The organism is Clostridium sp. RTP31139st1_H3_RTP31139_211217 (assembly GCF_040227035.1).
GTDB classification, from domain to species: domain Bacteria; phylum Bacillota; class Clostridia; order Clostridiales; family Clostridiaceae; genus Clostridium; species Clostridium saudiense.
In genome coordinates, this window is record NZ_JBCOAB010000047.1 from 1 (window position 1) to 23,564 (window position 23,564).

A 23,564-nucleotide genomic window follows, 5' to 3' on the forward strand; every position below is an offset into this window, starting at 1 on the left:
AATATTACTGGAAATCAAAATTTCCAGTAATATTTGATTTATAAGAAACTATATTACACAAAATTATCTACAGTCTCGGAATCAATTATATAAATTCAAGGTGAGATTTAACTAATTCCCGGAAGTATAATATTTCTTTTTTTCGCTATTATACGTTGAAACTGAATTATCGCCCTTTGATTTCTCCTTCGATTCCTCTTTCAGCTAAAATTTCATAAATAGTCTTAGAAGTAGTGTCAGCTAAAGTATAACCAATTAATTTAAGAATTTCTTCAAGCTTTTCCTCAGAAGTAGTTTCAATTTCTAAGTATGGGAAAGGACAAAAACTCTTATCATTAATATCAATTTCAATTAAAGAATCATTAATTTTATAGCTTTCTCTATATTTAGAAATAGATTCTTGAAGTACAAGACCTAAAGATTTAAATATTCTTCTAGCCATTTCTCCATCTTCAACAATGGTTTCATTTTCTTCCATAACTTTAAAAGTGCCTTGACTTAACATTTTTTTAGTAGTCATAAATACAGTTTCTTTTCCTGTAAGTCTATCAATAGTAGTTCTAACTCTAGCATATCCCTTATTAGCTAAAAGTCTACCATCTTCAAAATCATATATTTCATTAACTTGGTCTTCAGATTTAACTTTAATTGCACCTAAAGATTTCATTTTATTTCTAATATCATCAACATCAATATCCATTACTCTAGTTTCTAATTCTTTCATTAAATAGTACTCCTCTCAATTTTAAAATAATAATAGTTCTATTATACAATAAATAAGTTATATTAAAAATAATCAAGTGAAGAGCCCTTTATTAAATAGGAATAAATTTAGAATATAAATAGGATGAAATATATATGTATGATAATAAGTTAGATTAAATAAAGTATTGAGTGATTTTTATAGAGAAGATTGCTTAATAAATTTGAAATAATAAATATATAGTATAGATAGATTAAAGGAGTTAATGCTTGTGATTAAGTGTAAACTCCTTTTTTGATGTAAAAATATACAAGTTAAATATTGACAAAAATAGCAATTGGTTATATAGTTAGTTATATAAGTAATTAACTAATTAACCAACTAATAAAAAGGAGGTTGGATATATAATATGATTATAGAATTTAACAACGATATTCCTATTTACATTCAAGTAGCGCAAGCAATAGAAGATAGTATTATAAAAGGAATATTCAAAGAGGATGAAATGATACCATCAACTACAGAGATATCAGTGAAATATAAAATAAATCCTGCTACAGTAGGGAAGGGATTTAATATTTTAGTTGATGAAGGAGTTATATATAAAAAAAGAGGTGTTGGGATGTTTGTTTCAAAGGGAAGTAAAGAATTGTTAATGAACAAAAGGAAAGAAAGCTTTTTTAATGATTATATAGTTACACTTTTAGATGAGGCAAAGAAGTTAAATATATCAATAGAAGATATTATAAAGATGATTAATAAAGAGGGGTAAAGATATGTCTATAATAGAGATTAAAAAGGTCAGTAAGAGTTATAACAAAAAGCAAGTCTTAAATAATATAAATATAACATTTGAAGAAAATAAAATTTATGGGCTATTAGGAAGAAATGGAGCTGGAAAGACTACCTTATTAAATTTAATTACAGATAGAGCAGTAGTAGATTCAGGTGAAATAACTATTGATGGCGAAAATGTTTATGAGAATGATAACGCTTTAGAAAAGATATATTTTATGACGGAAAGAACTTTATATCCGGAAGATTATAAAGTAAAAGAAATATTTAAATGGACTAAAGAATTTTATAATAATTTTGATAGTGAATATGCTTTAGAATTAGCAAAGAAATTTAATTTAAATATAAATACTAAGATAAAAAATCTTTCTACAGGATATAACTCCATATGTAAAATAATAACTACACTTGCTTCAAATGCAAATGTTTTAATATTTGATGAGCCAGTACTTGGACTTGATGCAAATCATAGAGAGTTGTTTTATAAAGTGTTAATGGAAAATTATATTAAAAGTCCTAAAACTATAATTTTATCTACTCATATTATTGAAGAAGTCTCAAACTTAATAGAAAAGGTAATTATTTTGAATAATAGCAAAGTTATAAGTAGTGATGAAGCAGAAGAGTTATTAAAAAAGGCATATACAGTTTCAGGTTTAACTGAAAATATTGATAAATTTGTAGAAGCAAAAAATATAGTAAATGTTGAAGAAATAACATCATTTAAATCTGCAACTATAATAGGTAATTTAACTAAAGAAGATAAAAAGTTAGCAGAAGATTTGGGGTTGAAGTTTTCAAAGGTTGAATTGCAAAAGTTATTTATATATTTAACTGAAAAGGAGGAAGTTTAATATGAAAAGTTTAAGAATTGCAAAAATGAATATCCAATCGGTTATGAAATCAGTAATGGTATACTATTTGATTTTTATTGCTATAGTTATGGCTTTATGTATAGGTAATTATGTTGGTGGATTAAAAAGTACAATGTCAGGTATAGAATTTGCAACTGTAATTTTCTTATTTGTTTGTGGATTAAACTCCTTTAAATCAAATTTCTATTTTGCTAAAAGTAATGGTATATCTAGAAGGACATTTATTAAGGGGTTATTAATATCAAGTATTCCATTGGCTTTAATTATGTCAATCATAGATATTATTATAAATAGAGCAAATAATATTTTTATTAGAAATCCTACTTTATATGATATGGCTTATGGGAACCTAGTGGATGGGATGAATAATGTTTTTAATGGAATGTGGGTACAAAGTAATAGTTTTACCACAATTTTAAATACAATATTATTTCAATTTTCATTTTATCTTGTAGCTTATATAGTTGGAATAGTTATTAATATGATTTATTATAGATCTAACAAATATGTAAAAGTTATTGTATCAGTTATTCCAGTGGTATTTATAATATTTAGTGGGAATTTTTCGATAAGAAATCCAGGGTTAACAATGAAAATAAATAAGTTTCTTGATTATATATTTGGATTTAATCCGGTAAATGTGTTTGCTTGTATACTAACATTTTTAATATTAGTAGTAGTTTTATCAGGTATTGCATTTTTATTAATTAGGAAAGCAGTAATTAAAGAAAGATAAATAATAAATTAAGGAGTATCTATATTAAGTTTAGATACTCCTTTTAATATTAACTATTATATATTTCTTTATTTAAGCAACCTTCAGAATTAGCTACAACTACTGCAGTTGCAGAATCTCCAATTACATTTAAACAAGTAATTAGCATATCTATGGGTCTATTTATAGCAATAATTAATGAATAAGCTATAAGTGTAGCTTCATTATTAAATCCCATACCTGTTAATACTGTAAAAAGTATTATTGATGATGAACCAGGTGCAGAAGGTGTACCTATAGAAGCTATTAATGCTAAAACTGCTATTAATATTACATTTTGAATAGTAAGGCTATATCCAGAACTAGCCGCAATGAAGATAGCGGCTATAACTTGCATGATTGCAGTACCGTTCATGTTGATAGTCATGCCTAAAGGAAGTACAAAAGAAGCAATATCTTTATTAACTCCAAGTTCTTCAACTGTTGTTTTTTCATTTAATGATAATGCAGCAGAAGAAGCAGCGGCTGAAAAACCTAAAAGAGCAACTTTAGCAATCTTTTTCATGAATATAATAGGATTTAATTTAGTGTTTAAATAAACAAATACTGGATAAGCAATAACTAAGAATATTATTGATGCAATGGTAACAGTAAGCATATAGGCTAATGCTGGCTTTAAACGGTCTAAACCATATACTGCAAAAGTTCTAGTAATTAATACAAAAACAGCAAATGGACTAAACTTAGTTATAATAAATCCTAAAAATACACTAATTATATTATTTATATCGATAAGTAAATTCTTTAAAATTAATATCTTTTCACCTAGAGCATTAATACATAAACCAACAACCACAGCTAAAAATACTATAGATAATACCATTGAATTATTACTCATAACATTAGCTATGTTATTTGGAACTGCATTAAGTACTACAAGTAGAGGATTGCTACCAGTAGATGTAGTTACAGATGTAGTAGCGCTACTAGAAAGATTAACATTAAAAAATCCAAGTTTGTAAGCTGAAAATCCGAATACACAGGCAGTCGCTAATGCAAATACAGAAGTTATTAAAAAACCTAACAATGTTTTTGATGATATTCTTCCAAGTTTTTTAGTATCACTAATATGACACATAGCAAGAGCTATTGATGAAAATACCATTGGAATTATTATTAATTGAAGGCAGTTAATAAACAATTGGCCCAGTATGTAGAAAATACCTAAAGAATTCCTTCCTTCTTCAGTTGTTATATCTTGAAACAGAATATTATTAATACTATTCCAGATTAATCCTTTATCATTAGCAAGCAAGTATTCTCTTAATAAAATGAAAGCAGTACCAACAATTAAAGCTAGTACAAGAGATATTGCCATTCTTATAGCTAGCGCAGTAGATTTGTTTTTTCCTTTTGTAAAATTAAATTTCATAAAATTATCTCCCAATAATTAATATAAGTTGGTTAATAGAATAACTTTGTAAAGGTTATCTATAGGTAGATTTAAAATTAAGTGTTTAATATTATATTAATGGAATATAATTATTTAACGTTATGATAAATAATATATTAGATAAAATAATATGTCAATAATTTAACTATTAGATATAAAAGGAAGTTATAAGAATTTAAAAGGTAATTATAAAAATATAAAATTAAATATATAGATAAAAACTATAATATCGATAGAAAATATCTATAAAAAGAATTACTTATTAAATAAAAAAGTGATAAAATATTTATATAATTATAAATTATAAGGGGGCATACAAAATGAAATTTAATAAGGTAAATATGGGGCAATATAATATGATGAAAGTTAAAGAAGTACTTAAATGTAGCATTTGTAATGAGGATACTAACTATGTAGATTATTGGAATGGAAATAAATTTTGTTCTACAGAATGCCAAGAAAAGTATTATAAATGGATGAAGACAAATAAAGGATCAATAGCATAGTATATTTAATGTGGTGAATTATTTATAATTCATCATTATTTTTATGCATTTATAAACTGTAGTTATGTAAAATAATTAATATATAGCTTATATCTATAGATAATGTTGTTAAAATCAATTGGATTAGTATGGAGTGCTGGAATATAATAAAAGAGAATTAAGTGTTAAATATTTAACGTTCATTATTTTTATAAAAAATATTAAGACGGATTAAATGGATTAATAATAGCTTAAGATAAAATAAGCTATTTACTATAAAGGAGAGAATACAATGGAAAGACGTATTTCAGGTTATACTACATTAATAGGATTATTAGCAACACCAATTAAGCATACAAGTTCACCAAAGATGCATAATGAAGCATTTAGATATTTAGGTTTAGATTATGCTTATCTTGCATTTGAAGTTGGAAATGATGGATTAGAAGATGCAGTAAAGGGATTAAGAGCAATGCAAGCTAGAGGTTGCAATGTATCAATGCCAAACAAAACTGTTATTCATAAATACTTAGATAAATTAACTCCAGCTGCAGAACTTGCAGGAGCAGTAAATACAGTTATAAATGATAACGGTGTTTTAACTGGACATATAACTGATGGTGTTGGTTATATGAGATCATTAAGCGATGCTGGATTTGATGTTATCGGTAAGAAGATGACTATAGTTGGAGCTGGTGGAGCAGCTACAGCAATTTGTATCCAAGCAGCTTTAGATGGAGTAGCTGAACTTTCAATATTCAACCAAGATGATGAATTCTTTGCAAGAGCAGAAGAAACAGTTAAGAAGATAAATGAAAAAACTAACTGTAAAGCTAAATTATTCAGATTAGAAGATAAAGAAGCTTTAAGAGCAGAAATAGCTACTTCAGCAATATTCACAAATGGTACTGGAATGGGTATGAAACCATACGTTGGTCAAACTTACATAGAAAAAGATATGTTAAGACCAGATCTTATAGTAAGTGACGTTGTATATCAACCAGCTAAAACTAGATTATTAGAATTAGCAGAAGAAGTTGGATGCCCAACTATAAATGGATTAGGAATGATGTTATTCCAAGGTGCAGAAGCATTCAAATGCTGGACAGGACAAGAAATGCCAATAGAACACATGAAAGAATTCTTATTCGGAGATAAGTAAGCTTCCAAATTTTAATTTGGCAAAGCGAACTTGACTGAAACTCCAAATTTTAATTTGGTTAGTTGAAGTTACACACAGTGTACACCTACGACGAATAGGAGTAGGTGTTTCATTAAAAAAATAATATGAAATAAAATAGAGTAGTGCATAAGTGCATCTAGGAGGAAATAAATATGAAATTCATGGTAATAAACGGACCAAACATAAACATGATAGGTGTTAGAGAAAAAGGAATATACGGATCAAAGAGCTTCACTGAAATATGTGATTATATAAAAGAAGAAGGAGAAAAGAGAGGACACGAAGTAACTCTTCTTCAAAGCAACTGCGAAGGAACTATGATAGATTTCTTACAAAGAGCATACTTTGAAAAATTTGATGGTGTTGTTATAAACCCAGGAGCTTATACTCACTATAGCATAGCTTTACATGATGCAATAAAAGGAAATACAGGAATCCCAACAGTAGAAGTTCATATTTCAAATGTACATGCTAGAGAAGAATTCAGAAAAGAATCTAAAACAGCTCCAGCTTGCATCGGTCAAATGTGTGGATTTGGTGAAAAAGGTTATGTTTTAGCTATGGAAGCTTTAGAAGACTATATCACTAGAAATAAATAAGATTTGAATAAATAACGGCTGTTGCAATATGCACAGCCTTTTTTAATTTGATTAAAATCAATAGATAATATCTATTAAAAAAGCTTAAAATATTCATTAGATTTATAGTTTTAATAGAGTTATACTTATGTAAGAGATAATAGGAAAACAAAAGTTAAAACTTTATCAATATATAATTTATAGGAGAATGTAGGATGAATAAGTACCAAAACATATTTACACCATTAACAATTAAAAATATGACTATTAGAAATAGAGTTGCTATGCCTCCAATGGGAACAAACTACGGTGGAGCTATGGGAGATTTCACTGAAGAGCATGTTCAATATTATGAAAAGAGAGCTAAAGGTGGAACTGGATTAATAATTGTAGAAAATGCATGTGTTGATTTCCCTATGGGTTCAAATGGAACAACTCAAATTAGATTAGATCATGATAGATATATGCCAAATCTATTTAGATTAACTGAAAGATTACATAGACATGGTGCTTGCGTTGCTATTCAAATAAATCACTCTGGAGCATCAGCTGTACCAGGAAGAATAGAAGGAAATACACCAGTATCTTCTTCAAATGTACCTTCAAAAACTGGTGGAGCAATTCCAAGACCATTAACAGTTGAAGAAATATATGCAATTGCTGATAAGTATGCAGATGCTGCAAGAAGAGCTCAAATGGCTGGATTTGATGCAGTTGAAATTCACGGAGGACACTCTTACTTACTATGCCAATTCTTATCACCTTTATACAATAAGAGAACTGATGAATTTGGTGGAAGTTTAGAAAATAGAGTAAGATTCCCTAAATTAGTATTAGAAAAAGTTAGAGCTGCAGTAGGACCAATGTTCCCAATAAGCTTTAGATTTAGTGCAGATGAATTCATGGAAGGTGGAAACACATTAGAAGATACATTAGAAATGATGGAATACCTTATTGATGAAATTGATATATTAAATGTATCAGCTGCAGTTAATGATACACTTCAATATCAAATAGATGCTAACTATTTAAAAGATGGATGGCGTTCATACATGGCAAAAGCTTTCAAAGAAAAGTTTAATAAGCCAGTTATAACTTCAGGAAACATAAGAAATCCAGAAGTTGCTGAAAAGATATTAGCAGAAGGACATGCTGATTTATTAGCAATGGGACGTGGACTTATAGCTGATCCAGAATGGGTTAACAAAGTTAGAAGTGGAAGAGAAGATGAATTAAGAAAATGTATATCTTGTAACATTGGATGTGCTGGTCATAGAATCGGAATAAACAGACCAGTAAGATGTACAATAAATCCAGAAGTTATTTTAGGAGAAGAAGCTCATACTTCTATGAAAGTAAACAAGCCAGTTAACGTTGTTGTTATTGGTGGAGGAACTGCAGGGTTAGAAGCTGCTTGTACAGCTGCTGAAGTTGGATGTACAACATTCTTATTTGAAGCTAAACCTTACTTAGGTGGATTAGCTAGAGAAATAGCTAAATTACCAGCTAAAGATAGAATTAATGATTTCCCAAATTACTTAATTAACAGAGCTAAGAAGTTAAGAAATCTTTATATATTTACAAATACTACTGCTACAATGGAAGCAATAGAAAACTTAAAGCCTGATGTAGTTGTTAATGCTACAGGATCAACTCCATTATTACCTCCAATTACAGGATTACATGATAGAGTTGATAAAGAAGATTCAAAAGTATTATCAATCTTTGGATTAATAAATAATATTGAAAAGTTCAATGAAATGGACTTAGAAGGAAAGAAAATAGGAGTTATCGGTGGAGGAGCTGTTGGACTAGATGTAGTTGAATACTTTGCTCATAAAGGTGCTCACGTTACTATAGTTGAAAGAATGCCAGCTGTAGGAAATGGAATGGATATAATAACTAAGCTTGACTTTATGACTATGCTTAAGAAGAAGGAAGTAGATGTAAGAGTTGAAACTTCATTATTAGAAATTAAAGATAGCAGCTTTATAGTTAATAAAGATGGAGCAGATGAAGAAATAAGCTTTGATTATGGATTTGTATGTTTAGGAATGAGAGCATACTCACCATTAATGGCCTCATTACAAGAAAACTTTGCTGGAACTAATGTTGAAGTTGTTAACATTGGTGATAGTGTTAGAGCTAGAAGAATTATTGAAGGTGTTGAAGAAGGTAGACATATTACTAATACACTTAAGAGAATTGGAGCTCTTTAATAGAGAATAAGTATAACCCAGTTGATGAATCAGCTGGGTTATTTTTATGCCAGAAATATCAGTTGAGATAAAATAAGTATTTAATCCAAAATTATAATGGTTATTTATGGGATATTGATGGTGTTTATAAATTATGATATTATTTTAGTGTTCATCGGAGGGTATATATACGATTGTTATATGCTGGATAATATGGTTGGATAAGACCAACTATCTTATCTAGCATTTTTGATTTTCAGGAGGATTTTTATTTATGGAAGAAAAATAAAATAGTTAATCTTTAATTCTTCTTATATTTTAGATTAATTTACTAAAAATATTATATAAGCAAAGTAAATAATAAAGATAAACTTTATAGTTTTATAGCCTTAGCCATTAATTAAAAATGGTTAAGGCTAATTATTACATATATGTTGATATACACTTATTTAATATCTAAAAATTCTTCAAGAGCTCGTATATTAATTTTTTTACCTATGACTACAAGTAAGTCATCTTTTCTTAATATACAGCTAGGATCAATTTCTATTATTGTATTTCTATCTCTTTCTAAAGCTATAATATTTAAATTGAAATTATCACGTATTTTAGAATTTGATATTGTTTTTCCATCTAATCTATCAGTTATTTTAATTTTTTCTATATGAATATCATTATTTAATTCAATGAACTCTAAAGCCTCTTCATTTAATAGTCTATTTGCAATTCTAACAGCCATATCACTTTCAGGATATACAACTTGTGCACCTATTTTTTCCAAAACACAGCCTTGTTCATAAGTTATTGCTTTAGAAATTACCCTAGGTACCCCTAGGTTAATAACATTTAATGTAGTTAAGATATTTACATCTATTTTTTCACCTATGCATACAAATACTGTTTCACAATTTTGAATTCCAGTTTCTTGTAAAGTTTCTTTGTCTAAGTTATTAACTACAAATGCGTTATCTGTAAATCCTCTAATATTCTTTATTTTATTTTCATCACAATCTAATACTATAACATCTTTTCCTGATTCTATTAATGTTTTTGCTAAGGAAAATCCAAGTCTTCCTATTCCTATTATTCCAAACTCTACTACTGATTTATAATTAAGCATAAACATTTCTCCTATCCTATTATAACTGTTTCTTCTGAGTAACATGCATCTGATGGCTTTTTAAAGCTCCAAATAGTGGCTATTGTCATAGGTCCTAATCTTCCAATGTTAAAAATTTATAACAAAAATTTAACAATATTTTAACGGCATTAATATTATTTTTAAGTAGTATTCTTTTTTAATCTAATTTTAATCTTTCTTATATTTTAGATTAATTTACTAAAAGTATTATATAACCATGGTAAACAACAAAAATAAATTTATCTGAAGTTTAGAATTCAGTTTATGGAGGTTATATAAATGGAAAGAAATGAAATGATTAAAAAATTAATGGAGAAAGCTTATGTAACTAATGAAGAGGCACAAGAAGTATTAGAAAAATGTAATTGGGATCTTTTAGATGCAATAATTTACTTAGAGAGAAATGGAAAAGTAGAAAATAATGAAACTACTACTATTATTGAAGTAAAAGAAGAGGAGCAAAAGAAAGAAGATTACAGTAAAAAAAAGGACGAAAGCTATGGTGGAATTGGAGAAGTTATTGGAAGAATATTTAAATGTTTAGGAAAGATTATTTCTAAAGGAAATAAGAATTATTTTGAAATTAAAAAGGATAATGAAAAACCAATAAGAATATCTTTAACAATCTCAATAATTTTATTAATACTATTTATGCCACCAACTGTAGTATTATTAATAATAGGTTTATTCTGTGGGTATAAGTATTCAGTTGGAGGACCTAATATGAATTGTGATGGAGTAAATGATGTTTTTGAAAAGGTATCAGAATCAGCGGATACTATAAAAAAAGATTTTAAAAAAGGATATGAAGAAAATTAATATAGCATAAAAGGAGTCTTGAATTATTTTCAGGATTCTTTTTATTTTTATGGGTTATTTAGAAATATTTTGTATAATGGTATAATTTAATAAATAGGGATAGAATTTAAATAATGTGTTAGTAAATAAAAGTTGGAGGAACATTTGTGGATAAGCTTAATCTTGTAGAAAAGTTAAGAGAAAAAACAGGGATAACTTATGAAGAAGCAAAATGTGTATTAGAAATAAATAATTGGGATATACTTGATTCAATTTTGTATTTGGAAGAGCAAGGAAAGGTAAAGAGACCTTCTGTTAGTATATTTTATACTAATGAATATAATGAAAACTATGAAGACGAAGATCAACAATTTAATTTTCAGGAAGTTAAAAAAGATAACAATTATAAATCGAATAATAACTTTGAAGGAATTTTTGAAGCTATATGTAAGGTTATAGATACATGCAATAATATTTTTATAGAAATAAGGGGTAAAAATAATTTCTTTTTAAAGCTGCCTCTTACAGTAGTTATTGTTCTTTTAATATTTGGATTTTGGATATTAATACCTCTTGTTGTCATTGGATTATTTTTAGATATAAAATTTTCAGTAGAATCTAAAAAGGTTAATACTGATAAGACTAATGATATTTTAAGCAAAATATCAAAAGAGGTACAAAATATTAAATCAAAAATAAAGTCTGGAGGTAAATAATGATTAAAGTTTTAGTTGTTGAAGATGAAGAAAAAATTGCGAGATTTATAGAACTAGAATTAATTCATGAAGGGTATAAAGTAATAAAAGTTAATAATGGGAGAGAAGGGCTTGAAATTGCTGAAAAGGGTGAAGTAGATTTAGTCCTTCTAGATGTTATGCTTCCAGAGCTTAATGGACTTGAGGTATTAAGGAGACTTAGAAAAACATCAGATATTCCAGTAATAATGTTAACAGCAAGGGATGCTGTTATGGATAAGGTGTCAGGGCTTGACGCTGGTGCAGATGATTATATAACAAAGCCTTTTGCAATTGAAGAGTTACTTGCAAGAATAAGAACAGCACTTAAAAAGAGAATAGTTACAGCAAAAAAGGATGAAGATGTAATAAAATGTGGATTATTAAGCTTAGATAAAATGAAGCATAAAGTAATGTATGATAATAATGAAATTGAATTAACTAATAGAGAGTTTACCTTACTACAAATATTAATGGAAAATAAAAATATAGTATTAACTAGAGATGTACTTATTGAAAAGGCATGTGGCTATGATTATATTGGAGAAACAAATGTAATAGATGTTTATATTAGATTTTTAAGAACTAAAATAGATGATGTTTTTAATACTAAAATAATAACTACAGTTCGTGGTGTAGGATACGTAATAAAAGATGAGTAAGAAGAGAAAAACAAAGAATGTTATATCTATTGCAATAAAGCTTAATGCAATACAAGTAAGAGATTTATTTTTTAAGTTCCTTATAATAGATACCATTATTCTTATAATTTTAATAGGATTATGGTGTATTGATGCTGAAAAAAACTTTTATGGAGAATTAGTAAATAATGCTCAAAGATCAATAAATTTTTATCCAATAGAAACGGCTACATATACGGTAATATGGGATAATGGAAAAACTATGGTTAAGGAAGCAAGTGATTTCTTATATAATATAAGAAAAATATTAATTATAATCGGAATAGTAGAATGTATATTTTTATTAGAAGAAATAATATTTGGTACAGCTAAGGTTAGAAGAATTTTAAAGCCTCTTAGTGAAATAGCAGAAACAGCAGACAGACTTAGTGATATGGTATTTGATGAAGAAAAGTTTCATAGTTTAGAAGATGCTATATCAAAAATTAGTCCTACTTCTTCAGAAGAAAGAATTCATATTGGAGATAGTGAGTTTAAGGGGTTAGAGGATGCTATTAACAAATTATTAGATAGAATGAGAGATTCTTATAGGCAACAGGCGCGATTTGTTTCTGATGCTTCACATGAACTTAGAACTCCTATTTCAGTAATTCAAGGTTATGCAAATATGCTTGATAGATGGGGAAAAAGTGATGAAAGTGTATTAGATGAATCTATTGAAGCAATAAAGTCTGAAGCTGAAAATATGAAAAATTTAGTTGAGCAATTATTGTTTTTAGCAAGAGGTATTAACGGTAAAACTCAGCTAACTATAACAGAATTTTCTTTAAGTGATATGATTAAGAATGTTGTAGAAGAATCTAAAATGATAGATGATAAACATATATATAGTTATATTAAGTTAGAGGATGTTAATATTTATGGAGATAGTGGTCTTCTTAAGCAAACTGCTAGGATATTAGTTGAAAATGCAGCAAAATATACTGAAGAGGGAGAAGATATAATACTAAAAATAGGGAGAAATAATAAGGGAGAAGCTTATTTTTCTGTACAGGATAATGGAATTGGAATGGATGCTGAAGATGTGCCACATATATTTGAGCGTTTCTTTAGGGCTGATACTGCGAGGGTCAGAAAAAATGGTGGTACTGGGCTTGGATTATCTATAGCTAAATGGATTATTGATAATCATAATGGATATTTTAGTGTTTTGAGCAGAAAAGAAGTAGGTACAAGAATTACAGTGTATCTACCACAAAACAAATAGAAAAATTTTAAAAATTAAGATAAAGAGAGAGTAGATATTATGGGAAAAATATATATATCACAACTTTTCCCAGAGGAGAGAGTTAATAAGATATTAAATAAGTATGATATTGGACTTGAAATAATTGAGTTTGGAATAGGATATACATTAGATAAAGATGACAATGGTATAGTAGAATATTACAAAAGAAATGGTGAGTTAATAAAAAATAGATCATTATCTATACATGGGCCATTTTTAGATTTAAACACAGCAAGTTTTGATAATATGATTAAACAAGCTACATTAACACGATACAATCAAGCATATTCTGTTGCAAAAAGGTTAGGTGCAGATAGAATAGTTTTTCATTCATGCTATTATGATGATGTATATTTTAAAGATGTATATATAAATAATTCCTTAGAGTTTTGGAATGAATTTTTAATTGATAAGGATGAAAGCATAAATATACATATTGAAAATATGTATGATAAAGATTTATTAGTTTTAAAGGAGCTCGTTGATAAAATTAATAGCAATATTATTTCTATTTGTTTAGATATAGGTCATGCAAATTGTTACTCTAATCAATCATTAGAAGAAATAATTAAATTATTAGGTAGTAGAATAGGACATTTACATTTAAATAATAATGATGGTAAAAAAGATAGTCATCGTGGATTGAATAGTGGAAATATTGAGGTTATAGAGACATTAGAATTGATAGATAAATATTGTAATAATCCATCAATGACAATTGAAGTAAGTGACTTTAAGGAAGCAGAAGAATCAATCTCAATTATAATGAAAAGAAATAATAAGTAAATATTAAGTATATATGAAGTATATATAAAGGTTAAATCAAATAATAAAGGTTAACTTTTTAATTTTCTTGCCAAATAAATAGTAAAAATTAAATAGGGGATTAATGGAAATAATAAATATAAAATAGAACTAGTTCGATGTTAAGCTAGTTCTATTTTTTTAAGAAAAATATTAAAAAATTGATAATTCGAAGGAAAAATGTACAATATTATTGAAAAAAATGTTGGTTTTTATATAATATAATTGGTAATATTTTAATATGTGATAGGTATAAATGGGGTAGGAGATTAATGAGATTAAAAGCAGTAATAAATGTAGTAATTATATGTGTTTTAATTAATATTTTTAGTTTTAAAAGCACATCTGCAGATATATTAGGAAGAGAAAGACAGTTTGATAAATTATCTGTTACTGAAGGACTTTCTAATGATTATATAACAACAATTTTTCAAGATAGTAAAGGGTATATGTGGATAGGTACACAAGATGGGCTAAATAGATACGATGGTGAAGTAGTAAAGACATATAATGCAGATATTAATAGCTCAAATTCTTTAAGTTCAACATATATAAATGTTATAGTAGAAGATGATTTCGGAAATATATGGATCGGAACCGATAACGGTTTGGATATTATAATAAATAATATTTATGATGTAGTACGGGTTAAGGAATATAAGAATATTAAGTATAATTTAGGAGAAGTAGAAATTACAGCAATATTAAATACTAGTTACGAAGAAAATATTATGTTAGTTGGTACTTCAAATGGATTAATAAAATTAAATATTGAGACTTGGGAAGCTGAAGAATTTTATAATGATGAGGGAGATGATAACTCATTGACCAATTCGTATATAACATGTTTAGAAGAGGACTTATATAATTGTATATGGGTTGGTACAAAAAATGGAATAAATATAATAGATAAAGATTTTAAAATTGCATATAGTCAAACTAAAATATATGAAAATAAATTATTTATTTATGATATTGGGAGTAATAGTTTAGGGGAAATGTGGATTTCTACAAAAGAAGGAATTATTATATGTCACATTAATAATGTTGAATCAATGCAAATTGTTATTTTATCAAATGATGGTGTAAAATTATATAGCTTTGATGAAGATAAGATAGAGAGTATTTTGGAAAATCAATATATAGATATATATAATAATAGTTTTATTATGAGTGATAGTAAAGATAATATGTGGATATCTAGTAGCGATGGAATCAAAGTGTATTTTAGAGATATTATGGAGATGGTAGAATTTAAGAAAGATATAAAAATACAGAATGATCTTTCTAGTAATGTTATAACATGCTTTTATGAAGATATTAATGGTGTAATATGGATAGGTACTGATAGAGGGGTAAATATATTAACAGGGAATAAACAATTTAACCATACAATAAGAAATGATCAAGGCGGTGGGCTGTTATATGATAAAGATATAATGTCTATTTTACAACATGGTGAACAAATATGGGTAGCTACAAAATTTAATGGAATATACATATATAATAAAGCTGGAGATTTAATAACCCACTTAGAAAAAAGTGATAGTGAGATTAATTTAAATGATAATTATATAAAAAATATGTTTAGTATAAATAATCAATTTATTATTATTACTAATAATAAAGAGTTACTAGCAATTGATACAAAAAATTATTCATATACACGTGATACATATGAGCAGGATTATTTTTATGAAGTGAATTATTTATATAATGATGGAGAAAAAATATGGACAGCTACTGAAAAGGACTTTTACGCTTATGATATTAATTCAGAAGAAAAAATATATTATAGCAATGAATTAAGGGAAGCTAATATAAATCCAGGTAATATAAAATATATTATAGCAGATAATAAGGACAATGATATTATTTGGCTAAGTGGTAGTGATACTGGGGTAATTAAATATAGTAAAGAAGATGGTATTATTAAACAATATATTAATGACTCATCAGATAAAAAATCATTAATTAGTAATAATATAAATTGTATGACTTTTGATGAGTTGGGGAATTTATGGATAGGAACTAATATGGGATTAAGTAAATTGGATGTAGTGTTAGAGAAATTTACTTCATATACAACGGCCGAAGGATTAATTAATAATTTCATAAATTCAATATTACCTGATAAAGATAATAATATTTGGATAAGTAGTAATAAAGGATTGAGCAAATTAAATTTAGCAACAAAAGATATAATAAATTTTACTGAGATGGATGGGATATATGGGAGTAAATTTAATTTAAGATCTAGTATCATATGTAGAGATGGAACTATGATGTTTGGAAGTACAAAAGGGATTACTTACTTTAAACCAGAAGAAATAGTTGAGCCGGAAAAAACTAATGATAAAGTAGTTATTGGAGATATTTTAATAGGAAAACGAAAGGAAGTTTATGATGAGAATGAACTAATTTTAGAGTATGATGATAAAGATTTATTCATTGATTATTTCTTACCTGATTACAGTAATTTAGATAATATAACTTATGAATATATGATTGAAGGAATTGATTCAGATTGGATATATGTAGATTCTAGTAGTGACTTATCTATAAAATTTTTAGAGCCAGGTAAATATATTTTAAAAATACGAGCTAGAGATGGACATGGTAATTTAACTGAAGAAACAATTATGAATATGAGGGTTAAAAATCCTATATGGAAAACACCTATAGCTTATTTAGTATATATATTTACAGTAGGGGTAGTAGTTTTATATATCTTTACTTATGTTAAGATATTAAGAAAATTAGTAAATCAAAAGACAATGAAATTAAATAATCAATTAGAAGAAAATAAAAGGTTAAGTGAAGAAATAATAAATAAAGAGAAATTTAAAAATAATTACTTTGTAAACTTATCACATGAGCTTAGAACACCTATAAATGTAATATCATCAACAGTTCAATTAATAAATACTTTTAATAAAGAAGGTTCTATCAATAAAGAAAAGTTAAGTAAATATATGCAGATTATAAGTAAAAATTGTGAGGGCTTATTAAAAATAATAGGTGATATTATAGATAGTTCAAAAATAGAAACTGGTCATTATAAAATTAATAAAGAAAATAATGATATAGTTTATATAGTGGAAGAAGCGGCACTTAATATGAGTAAATATATTGAGGAGAAAGGCTTAACTCTTATAATTGATCCAGATATGGAGGAAAAAGTAATATCTTGTGATGCTACTGAAATTGAAAGATGTGTGATTAATCTATTAGGTAACGCAGTGAAATTTACTCAAGAAGGTGGAGAAATATATGTATTTATTTCAGAGGTTAATCAATACATTGAAATCACTGTAGAGGATACAGGTATAGGAATATCAGAAGAGGATCAAGAGTTTATCTTTAAAAGATTTTCACAAGTGGATGGGGCTAATATTACAAAGGTAAGTAGTAGCGGTATTGGGCTTACACTTGTTAAGTATATAGTTGAGCTGCATGGAGGATATATTAGACTTGAAAGTGAAGTTAATAGCGGAAGTAGGTTTACTATAGGACTTCCTAGTGTATTGGAAGAGTAAGTTTTTATTAAATTTAGAAGTTAGAATTAACTAAGGTTCATGTTAGCTATAACTTTTTTCAGTAAGAAATATAAATGGTTTTAGTATAGAGCAACTAAAAAAGATAACAATTATTATTAAAAATAAACTAATAAACTTATCATGTATTAGATATATGGTAAGTTTATTTTTATGGCTATAAAATGATAGAAAATAAATTCAAATTCAAATAGTGAATTAAAGTTAAAAGGGGAGTAGTGGATTATGATTAATAAAAAAACTATCTTAGATGATAATGCATCAATTTATAAAAAGCATAGTGATAGGCCGAAAAAAGAATCATTAAAGAAAATGTCTAAAGAAGAAAAATGGCAATATTTCAAAGATTATTATTTAAAAAAAGTGATTGTTTCTATAGTAATTATTATTGGTATTGGCTATTTTTTGAATATAATGGTATTTAATAAAACTACAGATATTTTAGCAATAGGATTATTTGGTGGGATAGAAATTAATAATAAAGAGGAAGTTCAAGAAGAGTTAAGATCTGTATTAGAAATTACTAATGAGAAAGATGTTATATCAATTAAAAGCTTACAAGAAAATGATAGAAGATTATTTGATTTAATGGGTGCTGATGCAATACAATTATTGATTATGAATGAAGATGACTTTAAATCATTAAGTGAAAAGGGAGCATTAACTGATTTCTCTACAATTTTAAATGAAGAAGAATATAATTCTTTAAATAATAAATTTGTAATGGCAAAAGTTACAGAGCTAGATGATAAGGGTAACATTGCAAGTATAAGTGACGAAGCACCTTATGGAATAAAGATTGATGATAAAGTATTATTAAATGGTGAGATTTATTCAGATGAAGATATATATATAGGAATACTTATTGATTCTAAGAATACTGAAAATGCTAAACAAGCATTATTATATATGATTGAAAAATAAAAAAGGTTCCTGATTAAATGGGTATATTTAGTCAGGAACTTATTTATAATATATAAATATTTATAAAGATCACAAGAATAATTGATAATAATTATCAAATGAGTTAATATAAAAATATAATTTATTTTAATAAAGGAGGTCATGTTGTTGTTGAAGAATTAATTCCAGAAAGCTCAATTGGAGATCATTCTGATATAGGGACAATAGGATTTGCAATTATGATGATTTTAGATGTGGCATTATCCTAGTAGATAATATTATAAATATAATTAATTGATTAATGGATATTATTCTTAGAATGAAATGAATTTATATAAATAGTGATAAAATTATACAAAGCTAATCATTCTAAATAGTTAAAGGAATGATTAGCTTTTAATTTTTATTTTTTACAAGAAATAACTATATCATGGTTATTTGCATAATCATATGACCAGTCATATAAATCATTTAATATTTTTTCTAAACAACGACCACCTTCAGTAAGAGAATATTCTACCTTAGGTGGAACTTCAGGATAAACCTTTCTATTAACTAACCCTTTTTCTTCTAAATTTAACTTATGCAGAAATGTTTATGCCAACAACAAACTATTGGAATGTTATTAATGGAACAACTCCGGATGAGGTATTCGAAGATGAAGAAGGTATGCAAATAATGAGAGTATTAGGAAATAATATGGCATTTTTAATGAATGCCTTAGAGGGTACAAAAGCTACTATGTATGCTCAAAAAATGAAAATAAAGTATTTACATGTTTTATAAGATAAAAATGGATCAATTAGAAGATAGAATGAATTATATTAGTGAATTATTTGATCTTTCTAAAAATATTAAGCCTTATTGTGTTCTACCAATAGGATATTCAACCGTAGAGATAAATCAAAAAGATAGATATGATGAAAGTAGAATTCATAAGGAAATATATAATTAAGAAATATAAAGAATAGTTAGATCATATAAGGATACAAACTATGAAGTTAGGTGTCTAAATATTTTGCTAGTAGATAATTATATTTAATTATCTACTAGCAATTTTTGTTTTGTTACATTCCAATGTTTAATATAGAATCATCGCTATTAAATGTATTAGCATTATATAAAAATAATATATCTGTTATTTCTTTATTTTCAATTAGAGTATTTAAGTCATCATAAAAATACCTTAAATCAACTACATTAATTTCACCATAATGAGAAGTTAAAAAAGGTAAAAAACAATTTGCGTATGAGTCTTTTATAATTAATAATTTATTATTTGGATCACCTAAGGTTTTTATATTAATTAGAGGATGATTTCCGCCGGTAAACACATTATATTTATCCTTTTTATCTAAATATGTACTGTCAAAGAGACTTGTACTTTTCTTTTGCTCATCTACATAAGTCACAATAAAGTCAGATTCTTTAGGTATGTATATATCAATACTGTCTGCCTTTTTACCTTGTATACCTATTTTAGAAGATAAACTTCCATAAAATGAATCAGTAACAGTAACAGTAACAACATCAAAGTTTTCAATAGAATTTGGCGTTAAGCCTAATTTTTCACACATTACAGTGTAAGCAATATAAGCACCTTTACTTGTCCAGTGGTGATCTGTTTTATAAAATATGTACTCATCTTTATTTTCGCTTAAAGCTTCATATGGATTTATAGTGTTAATATTACTGTTTAATCCAGAAAAAACAGTATTTATATAAGATAATTCATCATCATTAGGAGCATATTTAGGTAAATTATCTTCAAGAACCTTAGTAGCTGTAGGGGTTAGCATAAAACTTATATTTAAGTTTTTATACTTTTCAGAAAAAGAATTTATGGCGTCTATTTTGGCTTTAGTTTCCTCTTCTGGTCCCTCTTCAAACTTTTCAAATAACTGTCCATCTTCTCCGATAAATACAGAGTTAATTTCAGTTTTTCCAGATAGCTTTTCTAAATTAGTCTTGATACTGACAAATCCCTTTCTTCCAGCAAAATTATCTTCTACATATTTTGTGTAGTTCTCAACAAAATCTCCACTTAAGAAGCTTTTTATTGTAAATTTAGGCATTGTTGCTAATACTCTATTTTCTTCTTCAGAGAATGTCTTATCGATTTTTAAGACATTAAAAAGTATTATAACTGTAATAAAGCATATAAATATTAAAGCCATAAGTACATTTAGAGCTCTATTATATTTTTTGATTTTTCTTTTATTTATTTCATTTCTTTTAGTTTTATATTTTTTTGGGGGATTTTCCATAAAAATACCTCCTTAAAACCTAAAGTAAAGGTATATAAATATATTCTCTAAACCATCCTCCTAATGAAATATGCCATCTTCTCCAAAACTCAGTTATACTTTTTGATATATATGGATAATCAAAGTTCTCTAAAAAGTCAAAGCCAAACATATTAGCAAGACCTATTGCCATATCTGAATATCCACTAAAATCAAAGTAAATTTGAAGAGTAAAAGCAATTATACCTATCCAAGCTAATATAACAGATAAATCACTTGAATTTAATTCTTTTACTTGTGACCAAATTAAGCCTAGATTATTAGCTAGTATTACTTTTTTGCCTAAACCTATAATGAATCGCTGAACTCCTTTTCCAAATTTATTTATACTTTCTTTTCTATTAGAAAGTTGTTTATGTATATCAGTATATTTAACAATTGGGCCTGCAACAAGCTGTGGAAACATTGTAATATAAGCTGCAAAATCTATTAAGTTTCTTTGTGGTTTAGTTTTTTTCATATAAATATCAGATATGTATGATATTTGTTGGAATGTATAAAATGATATTCCAAGTGGTAGAGCAATAGTTTTAACCTTTAAATCCAAGCCAATAATAGATCCTAAAGATTCTATAGCAAATCCATAATATTTAAAAAAGAATAGTATGCTTATATCTATAAGTAGTATTGTTATAAAAATGAATTTAGATTTTTCTTTATTGTTAATATGTACTCTAATTAATAAAGCACCTAAATAGTTTATAAGTATTGATATAATAATTAGTACAATGTATATAGGTTCACCCCATGTGTAGAAGATTAAACTAGCTAAAAGTATAATAGTGTTTCTTAATCTTTTAGGAGCAACATAATAGCTTATTAAAACTAGTGGTAAAAATATAAATATAAAAATTAAGCTGCTAAAGACCATAGTTATTCACTCCAATTATTTAGTTATTTAAAGTTATCTTTAATTAGTTTATATATAGATGAAGAATTTTCAGAGATAATAAATATTAAATATTGTCCTTCTTCTTCTAATATGGCGTTTTCAATGATTCCATATTTTTCAGGATTATAGTTTTTAAAGCTTTCACTTTGTTTTTCTAGTCTTGTACTAACTTTTGTTTTAATTTCATCCATGTTTGCGCCATGTTTTAACTTCAATATTAATATTTCTTCAACATCCATATTACTTTTAGGTGCATAAGATATAAAATCTTCAATAGATCCTATATTAATGTAATATAAATTTTTTAATGTTTTTTCATCTCCAATATTTATGGAGTCTAATTTTAGGTTTTCTTCTAAATTAGCTTTTATTGCGGACATATCGGCACTCTTAATACTTAATATAGGATATAAACCTATGAATAAAGATATAAGTATAACTATTTCAAGTAAATAATATTTTGTATACTTCTTTTGTTGGTTAAATTTTATTTTTTTATATTTATGTATCATATATAGTCCTCATTATAAATTTAATAATATTAATTAATCCATCAATTATGAAAATTTTAAATTATATAAAAGTATTTATATGGTAAAGTAAGTTTTGTTATATATAATTTAAACTTTACTTTATGTAATTAATAAGAAAGTCTAACCATAATGTATAGAAATCATATTTATAATGAATTCCATCTTGTTCATGCAAATAATCTTTTTCAGTTATTACGCTGGCTAAATCTATATACGTACTACCTGTGGTGGTTGCAACTTCGTGAACTTTCAATCTAAAGTTATTTAAGTTTTCATTAGTTAATATAGGATTGGTGTTAACTGCATTATCCATTACAGGAAGGGGAGATATTAAATAAATATTTGTTTTTGGTAGTACTGCTTTAATTGAATTAATAAGTTCAATATATTTTTCTTTAAATGCATTGGAGCTTTCTTCAGATGAATTACTATCAAAGGCAATAACATCATTCATACCATATAATAAAACTAAGTTTTTAGGATTAATACCTTGAAGCTTGTCCGTATTTTGCAAAGCATTTACAACAGTATCTCCTTTATTGGCAATTACGTTATAGCTATCTAAAATACCAAATTCAGATAATGCTTCAGTTATGGAATCTCCCATGAAAATAGTATTTTCATAGTATTTACTATAATTGATATCCATTTTTTCAATGGATTGATTTTCAATGTTATCATTTTTTTTATTTAAAATATCATTTTGATAAGTATCTATTTTATCTTGCAAATCAGCTAAAGATTTATTTTCAAGTTTTACAAGATAATCTTTTCGAGATTGACTTTTACTTTGAAAAACTCCATTTAACATACCTGTGATAAATGAAAATATAATATAAAATGACATTGCTAAGGTAATTACAGTTAATATTTTTCTTCTCATTTTATCTTCCTCTTAAATATTATCGATCTGTTAAGTTATATGAACATTGCTCTTCTCAACCTAAGGAAATACAATAAGTTTGCGAGACTAAATAATACC

The 23,564-nt window shown here is 26.5% G+C and carries 23 protein-coding genes and 2 pseudogenes; 17 read left to right on the forward strand and 8 right to left on the reverse strand.

What is annotated here, in order from left to right; genetic code table 11:
* Positions 1 to 166: 166 nt before the first annotated feature.
* Entirely contained in the window at positions 167 to 724 is a 558-nt protein-coding gene (locus ABUA17_RS15210; protein ID WP_055277581.1) for a class IV adenylate cyclase, read from the reverse strand.
* A gap of 388 nt (positions 725 to 1,112) precedes the next feature.
* On the opposite strand from ABUA17_RS15210, the gene ABUA17_RS15215 reads away from it, so the two are divergent.
* Genes ABUA17_RS15215 through ABUA17_RS15225 form a run of 3 tightly spaced genes read left to right on the forward strand, consistent with a single transcriptional unit; the run spans position 1,113 to position 3,109 of the window.
* Positions 1,113 to 1,475: a GntR family transcriptional regulator gene (locus ABUA17_RS15215; protein ID WP_042401775.1), complete on the forward strand. Its 363-nt coding sequence runs from the start codon at positions 1,113 to 1,115 to the stop codon at positions 1,473 to 1,475.
* A gap of 4 nt (positions 1,476 to 1,479) precedes the next feature.
* Positions 1,480 to 2,352, forward strand: coding sequence for an ABC transporter ATP-binding protein (locus ABUA17_RS15220; protein WP_055277577.1), 873 nt, complete (start codon positions 1,480 to 1,482; stop codon positions 2,350 to 2,352).
* 1 nt (position 2,353) lies between these two features.
* Entirely contained in the window at positions 2,354 to 3,109 is a 756-nt protein-coding gene (locus ABUA17_RS15225) for a hypothetical protein (RefSeq protein ID WP_055277575.1), read from the forward strand.
* Between the two features lie 49 nt (positions 3,110 to 3,158).
* Here the strand turns inward: ABUA17_RS15225 and ABUA17_RS15230 are convergent, their stop codons facing one another.
* Positions 3,159 to 4,520, reverse strand: a complete 1,362-nt coding sequence (locus tag ABUA17_RS15230) for a dicarboxylate/amino acid:cation symporter (RefSeq protein ID WP_055277574.1) — start codon at positions 4,518 to 4,520, stop codon at positions 3,159 to 3,161.
* Between the two features lie 341 nt (positions 4,521 to 4,861).
* On the opposite strand from ABUA17_RS15230, the gene ABUA17_RS15235 reads away from it, so the two are divergent.
* From ABUA17_RS15235 to ABUA17_RS15250, 4 genes are all read left to right on the forward strand, one after another.
* A complete protein-coding gene (locus ABUA17_RS15235) occupies positions 4,862 to 5,047 on the forward strand; it encodes a hypothetical protein (protein WP_042401791.1) in 186 nt (61 codons plus the stop codon).
* Between the two features lie 271 nt (positions 5,048 to 5,318).
* Positions 5,319 to 6,188 carry a shikimate dehydrogenase gene (locus ABUA17_RS15240; protein WP_055277572.1) on the forward strand — a complete coding sequence of 290 codons (870 nt, stop codon included), beginning with the start codon at positions 5,319 to 5,321 and terminating at the stop codon, positions 6,186 to 6,188.
* Between the two features lie 173 nt (positions 6,189 to 6,361).
* Positions 6,362 to 6,808, forward strand: a complete 447-nt coding sequence (aroQ, locus tag ABUA17_RS15245) for a type II 3-dehydroquinate dehydratase (RefSeq protein ID WP_042401796.1) — start codon at positions 6,362 to 6,364, stop codon at positions 6,806 to 6,808.
* A gap of 194 nt (positions 6,809 to 7,002) precedes the next feature.
* Positions 7,003 to 9,006, forward strand: a complete 2,004-nt coding sequence (locus ABUA17_RS15250) for an oxidoreductase (protein WP_055277570.1) — start codon at positions 7,003 to 7,005, stop codon at positions 9,004 to 9,006.
* Between the two features lie 424 nt (positions 9,007 to 9,430).
* Here ABUA17_RS15250 and ABUA17_RS15255 read toward each other — a convergent pair whose 3' ends face one another.
* Positions 9,431 to 10,105, reverse strand: a complete 675-nt coding sequence (locus tag ABUA17_RS15255; RefSeq protein WP_055277568.1) for a potassium channel family protein — start codon at positions 10,103 to 10,105, stop codon at positions 9,431 to 9,433.
* A 300-nt stretch (positions 10,106 to 10,405) separates the two neighbouring features.
* On the opposite strand from ABUA17_RS15255, the gene ABUA17_RS15260 reads away from it, so the two are divergent.
* The 8 genes and pseudogenes from ABUA17_RS15260 to ABUA17_RS15295 form a co-directional block, all read left to right on the forward strand.
* On the forward strand, positions 10,406 to 10,945 hold the full coding sequence (locus tag ABUA17_RS15260; RefSeq protein ID WP_042401804.1) for a DUF4342 domain-containing protein: 540 nt from the start codon (positions 10,406 to 10,408) through the stop codon (positions 10,943 to 10,945).
* Positions 10,946 to 11,091: 146 nt separating this feature from the next.
* A complete protein-coding gene (locus ABUA17_RS15265) occupies positions 11,092 to 11,640 on the forward strand; it encodes a UBA domain-containing protein (RefSeq protein WP_195955571.1) in 549 nt (182 codons plus the stop codon).
* A complete protein-coding gene (locus tag ABUA17_RS15270; RefSeq protein ID WP_042401809.1) occupies positions 11,640 to 12,320 on the forward strand; it encodes a response regulator transcription factor in 681 nt (226 codons plus the stop codon). Before ABUA17_RS15265 ends, ABUA17_RS15270 begins: the two co-directional genes overlap by 1 nt.
* Positions 12,313 to 13,566, forward strand: a complete 1,254-nt coding sequence (locus ABUA17_RS15275; RefSeq protein ID WP_288161377.1) for a sensor histidine kinase — start codon at positions 12,313 to 12,315, stop codon at positions 13,564 to 13,566. Before ABUA17_RS15270 ends, ABUA17_RS15275 begins: the two co-directional genes overlap by 8 nt.
* 39 nt (positions 13,567 to 13,605) lie before the next feature.
* Positions 13,606 to 14,373 carry a sugar phosphate isomerase/epimerase family protein gene (locus ABUA17_RS15280; RefSeq protein WP_288161376.1) on the forward strand — a complete coding sequence of 256 codons (768 nt, stop codon included), beginning with the start codon at positions 13,606 to 13,608 and terminating at the stop codon, positions 14,371 to 14,373.
* Between the two features lie 290 nt (positions 14,374 to 14,663).
* Positions 14,664 to 17,930 carry a sensor histidine kinase gene (locus ABUA17_RS15285; RefSeq protein ID WP_288161375.1) on the forward strand — a complete coding sequence of 1,089 codons (3,267 nt, stop codon included), beginning with the start codon at positions 14,664 to 14,666 and terminating at the stop codon, positions 17,928 to 17,930.
* A 243-nt stretch (positions 17,931 to 18,173) separates the two neighbouring features.
* Positions 18,174 to 18,872 carry a hypothetical protein gene (locus tag ABUA17_RS15290; protein ID WP_154821335.1) on the forward strand — a complete coding sequence of 233 codons (699 nt, stop codon included), beginning with the start codon at positions 18,174 to 18,176 and terminating at the stop codon, positions 18,870 to 18,872.
* Between the two features lie 140 nt (positions 18,873 to 19,012).
* Positions 19,013 to 19,120 (forward strand): annotated as a pseudogene (locus tag ABUA17_RS15295) (ZIP family metal transporter); the annotation flags it as partial.
* 134 nt (positions 19,121 to 19,254) lie between these two features.
* Here the strand turns inward: ABUA17_RS15295 and ABUA17_RS15300 are convergent.
* Positions 19,255 to 19,425, reverse strand: a pseudogene (locus ABUA17_RS15300) (winged helix-turn-helix transcriptional regulator); the annotation flags it as partial.
* Between the two features lie 23 nt (positions 19,426 to 19,448).
* Here ABUA17_RS15300 and ABUA17_RS15305 point away from each other — a divergent pair.
* Both ABUA17_RS15305 and ABUA17_RS15310 read left to right on the forward strand, forming a co-directional pair.
* On the forward strand, positions 19,449 to 19,637 hold the full coding sequence (locus ABUA17_RS15305; protein ID WP_195949604.1) for a flavodoxin family protein: 189 nt from the start codon (positions 19,449 to 19,451) through the stop codon (positions 19,635 to 19,637).
* Between the two features lie 7 nt (positions 19,638 to 19,644).
* A complete protein-coding gene (locus ABUA17_RS15310) occupies positions 19,645 to 19,806 on the forward strand; it encodes a nitroreductase family protein (RefSeq protein ID WP_156327479.1) in 162 nt (53 codons plus the stop codon).
* Positions 19,807 to 19,918: 112 nt separating this feature from the next.
* Here ABUA17_RS15310 and ABUA17_RS15315 read toward each other — a convergent pair whose 3' ends face one another.
* The 4 genes from ABUA17_RS15315 to ABUA17_RS15330 form a co-directional block, all read right to left on the reverse strand.
* On the reverse strand, positions 19,919 to 21,118 hold the full coding sequence (locus ABUA17_RS15315; RefSeq protein WP_288161374.1) for a DHHW family protein: 1,200 nt from the start codon (positions 21,116 to 21,118) through the stop codon (positions 19,919 to 19,921).
* 19 nt (positions 21,119 to 21,137) lie between these two features.
* The gene (locus ABUA17_RS15320) at positions 21,138 to 22,028 is read right to left on the reverse strand and encodes an MBOAT family O-acyltransferase (protein ID WP_349818118.1); all 891 of its coding nucleotides are present in this window, start codon (positions 22,026 to 22,028) and stop codon (positions 21,138 to 21,140) included.
* Between the two features lie 23 nt (positions 22,029 to 22,051).
* Positions 22,052 to 22,561 carry a DUF4358 domain-containing protein gene (locus ABUA17_RS15325; protein ID WP_055292200.1) on the reverse strand — a complete coding sequence of 170 codons (510 nt, stop codon included), beginning with the start codon at positions 22,559 to 22,561 and terminating at the stop codon, positions 22,052 to 22,054.
* A 115-nt stretch (positions 22,562 to 22,676) separates the two neighbouring features.
* On the reverse strand, positions 22,677 to 23,465 hold the full coding sequence (locus ABUA17_RS15330; protein WP_288161373.1) for a GDSL-type esterase/lipase family protein: 789 nt from the start codon (positions 23,463 to 23,465) through the stop codon (positions 22,677 to 22,679).
* Between the last annotated feature and the right edge of the window lie 99 nt (positions 23,466 to 23,564).

Bases quoted from the DNA above. Each gene is read 5' to 3' on its own strand.
- aroQ (WP_042401796.1), top strand. From the start codon at position 6,362: ATGAAATTCATGGTAATAAACGGACCAAACATAAACATGATAGGTGTT.
- ABUA17_RS15305 (WP_195949604.1), top strand. From the start codon at position 19,449: ATGCCAACAACAAACTATTGGAATGTTATTAATGGAACAACTCCGGAT.
- ABUA17_RS15330 (WP_288161373.1), bottom strand. From the start codon at position 23,465: ATGAGAAGAAAAATATTAACTGTAATTACCTTAGCAATGTCATTTTAT.
- ABUA17_RS15325 (WP_055292200.1), bottom strand. From the start codon at position 22,561: ATGATACATAAATATAAAAAAATAAAATTTAACCAACAAAAGAAGTAT.
- ABUA17_RS15320 (WP_349818118.1), bottom strand. From the start codon at position 22,028: ATGGTCTTTAGCAGCTTAATTTTTATATTTATATTTTTACCACTAGTT.
- ABUA17_RS15285 (WP_288161375.1), top strand. From the start codon at position 14,664: ATGAGATTAAAAGCAGTAATAAATGTAGTAATTATATGTGTTTTAATT.
- ABUA17_RS15250 (WP_055277570.1), top strand. From the start codon at position 7,003: ATGAATAAGTACCAAAACATATTTACACCATTAACAATTAAAAATATG.
- ABUA17_RS15310 (WP_156327479.1), top strand. From the start codon at position 19,645: ATGGATCAATTAGAAGATAGAATGAATTATATTAGTGAATTATTTGAT.
- ABUA17_RS15290 (WP_154821335.1), top strand. From the start codon at position 18,174: ATGATTAATAAAAAAACTATCTTAGATGATAATGCATCAATTTATAAA.
- ABUA17_RS15315 (WP_288161374.1), bottom strand. From the start codon at position 21,118: ATGGAAAATCCCCCAAAAAAATATAAAACTAAAAGAAATGAAATAAAT.
- ABUA17_RS15235 (WP_042401791.1), top strand. From the start codon at position 4,862: ATGAAATTTAATAAGGTAAATATGGGGCAATATAATATGATGAAAGTT.
- ABUA17_RS15275 (WP_288161377.1), top strand. From the start codon at position 12,313: ATGAGTAAGAAGAGAAAAACAAAGAATGTTATATCTATTGCAATAAAG.
- ABUA17_RS15280 (WP_288161376.1), top strand. From the start codon at position 13,606: ATGGGAAAAATATATATATCACAACTTTTCCCAGAGGAGAGAGTTAAT.
- ABUA17_RS15225 (WP_055277575.1), top strand. From the start codon at position 2,354: ATGAAAAGTTTAAGAATTGCAAAAATGAATATCCAATCGGTTATGAAA.
- ABUA17_RS15255 (WP_055277568.1), bottom strand. From the start codon at position 10,105: ATGCTTAATTATAAATCAGTAGTAGAGTTTGGAATAATAGGAATAGGA.
- ABUA17_RS15210 (WP_055277581.1), bottom strand. From the start codon at position 724: ATGAAAGAATTAGAAACTAGAGTAATGGATATTGATGTTGATGATATT.
- ABUA17_RS15215 (WP_042401775.1), top strand. From the start codon at position 1,113: ATGATTATAGAATTTAACAACGATATTCCTATTTACATTCAAGTAGCG.
- ABUA17_RS15240 (WP_055277572.1), top strand. From the start codon at position 5,319: ATGGAAAGACGTATTTCAGGTTATACTACATTAATAGGATTATTAGCA.
- ABUA17_RS15270 (WP_042401809.1), top strand. From the start codon at position 11,640: ATGATTAAAGTTTTAGTTGTTGAAGATGAAGAAAAAATTGCGAGATTT.
- ABUA17_RS15260 (WP_042401804.1), top strand. From the start codon at position 10,406: ATGGAAAGAAATGAAATGATTAAAAAATTAATGGAGAAAGCTTATGTA.
- ABUA17_RS15230 (WP_055277574.1), bottom strand. From the start codon at position 4,520: ATGAAATTTAATTTTACAAAAGGAAAAAACAAATCTACTGCGCTAGCT.
- ABUA17_RS15220 (WP_055277577.1), top strand. From the start codon at position 1,480: ATGTCTATAATAGAGATTAAAAAGGTCAGTAAGAGTTATAACAAAAAG.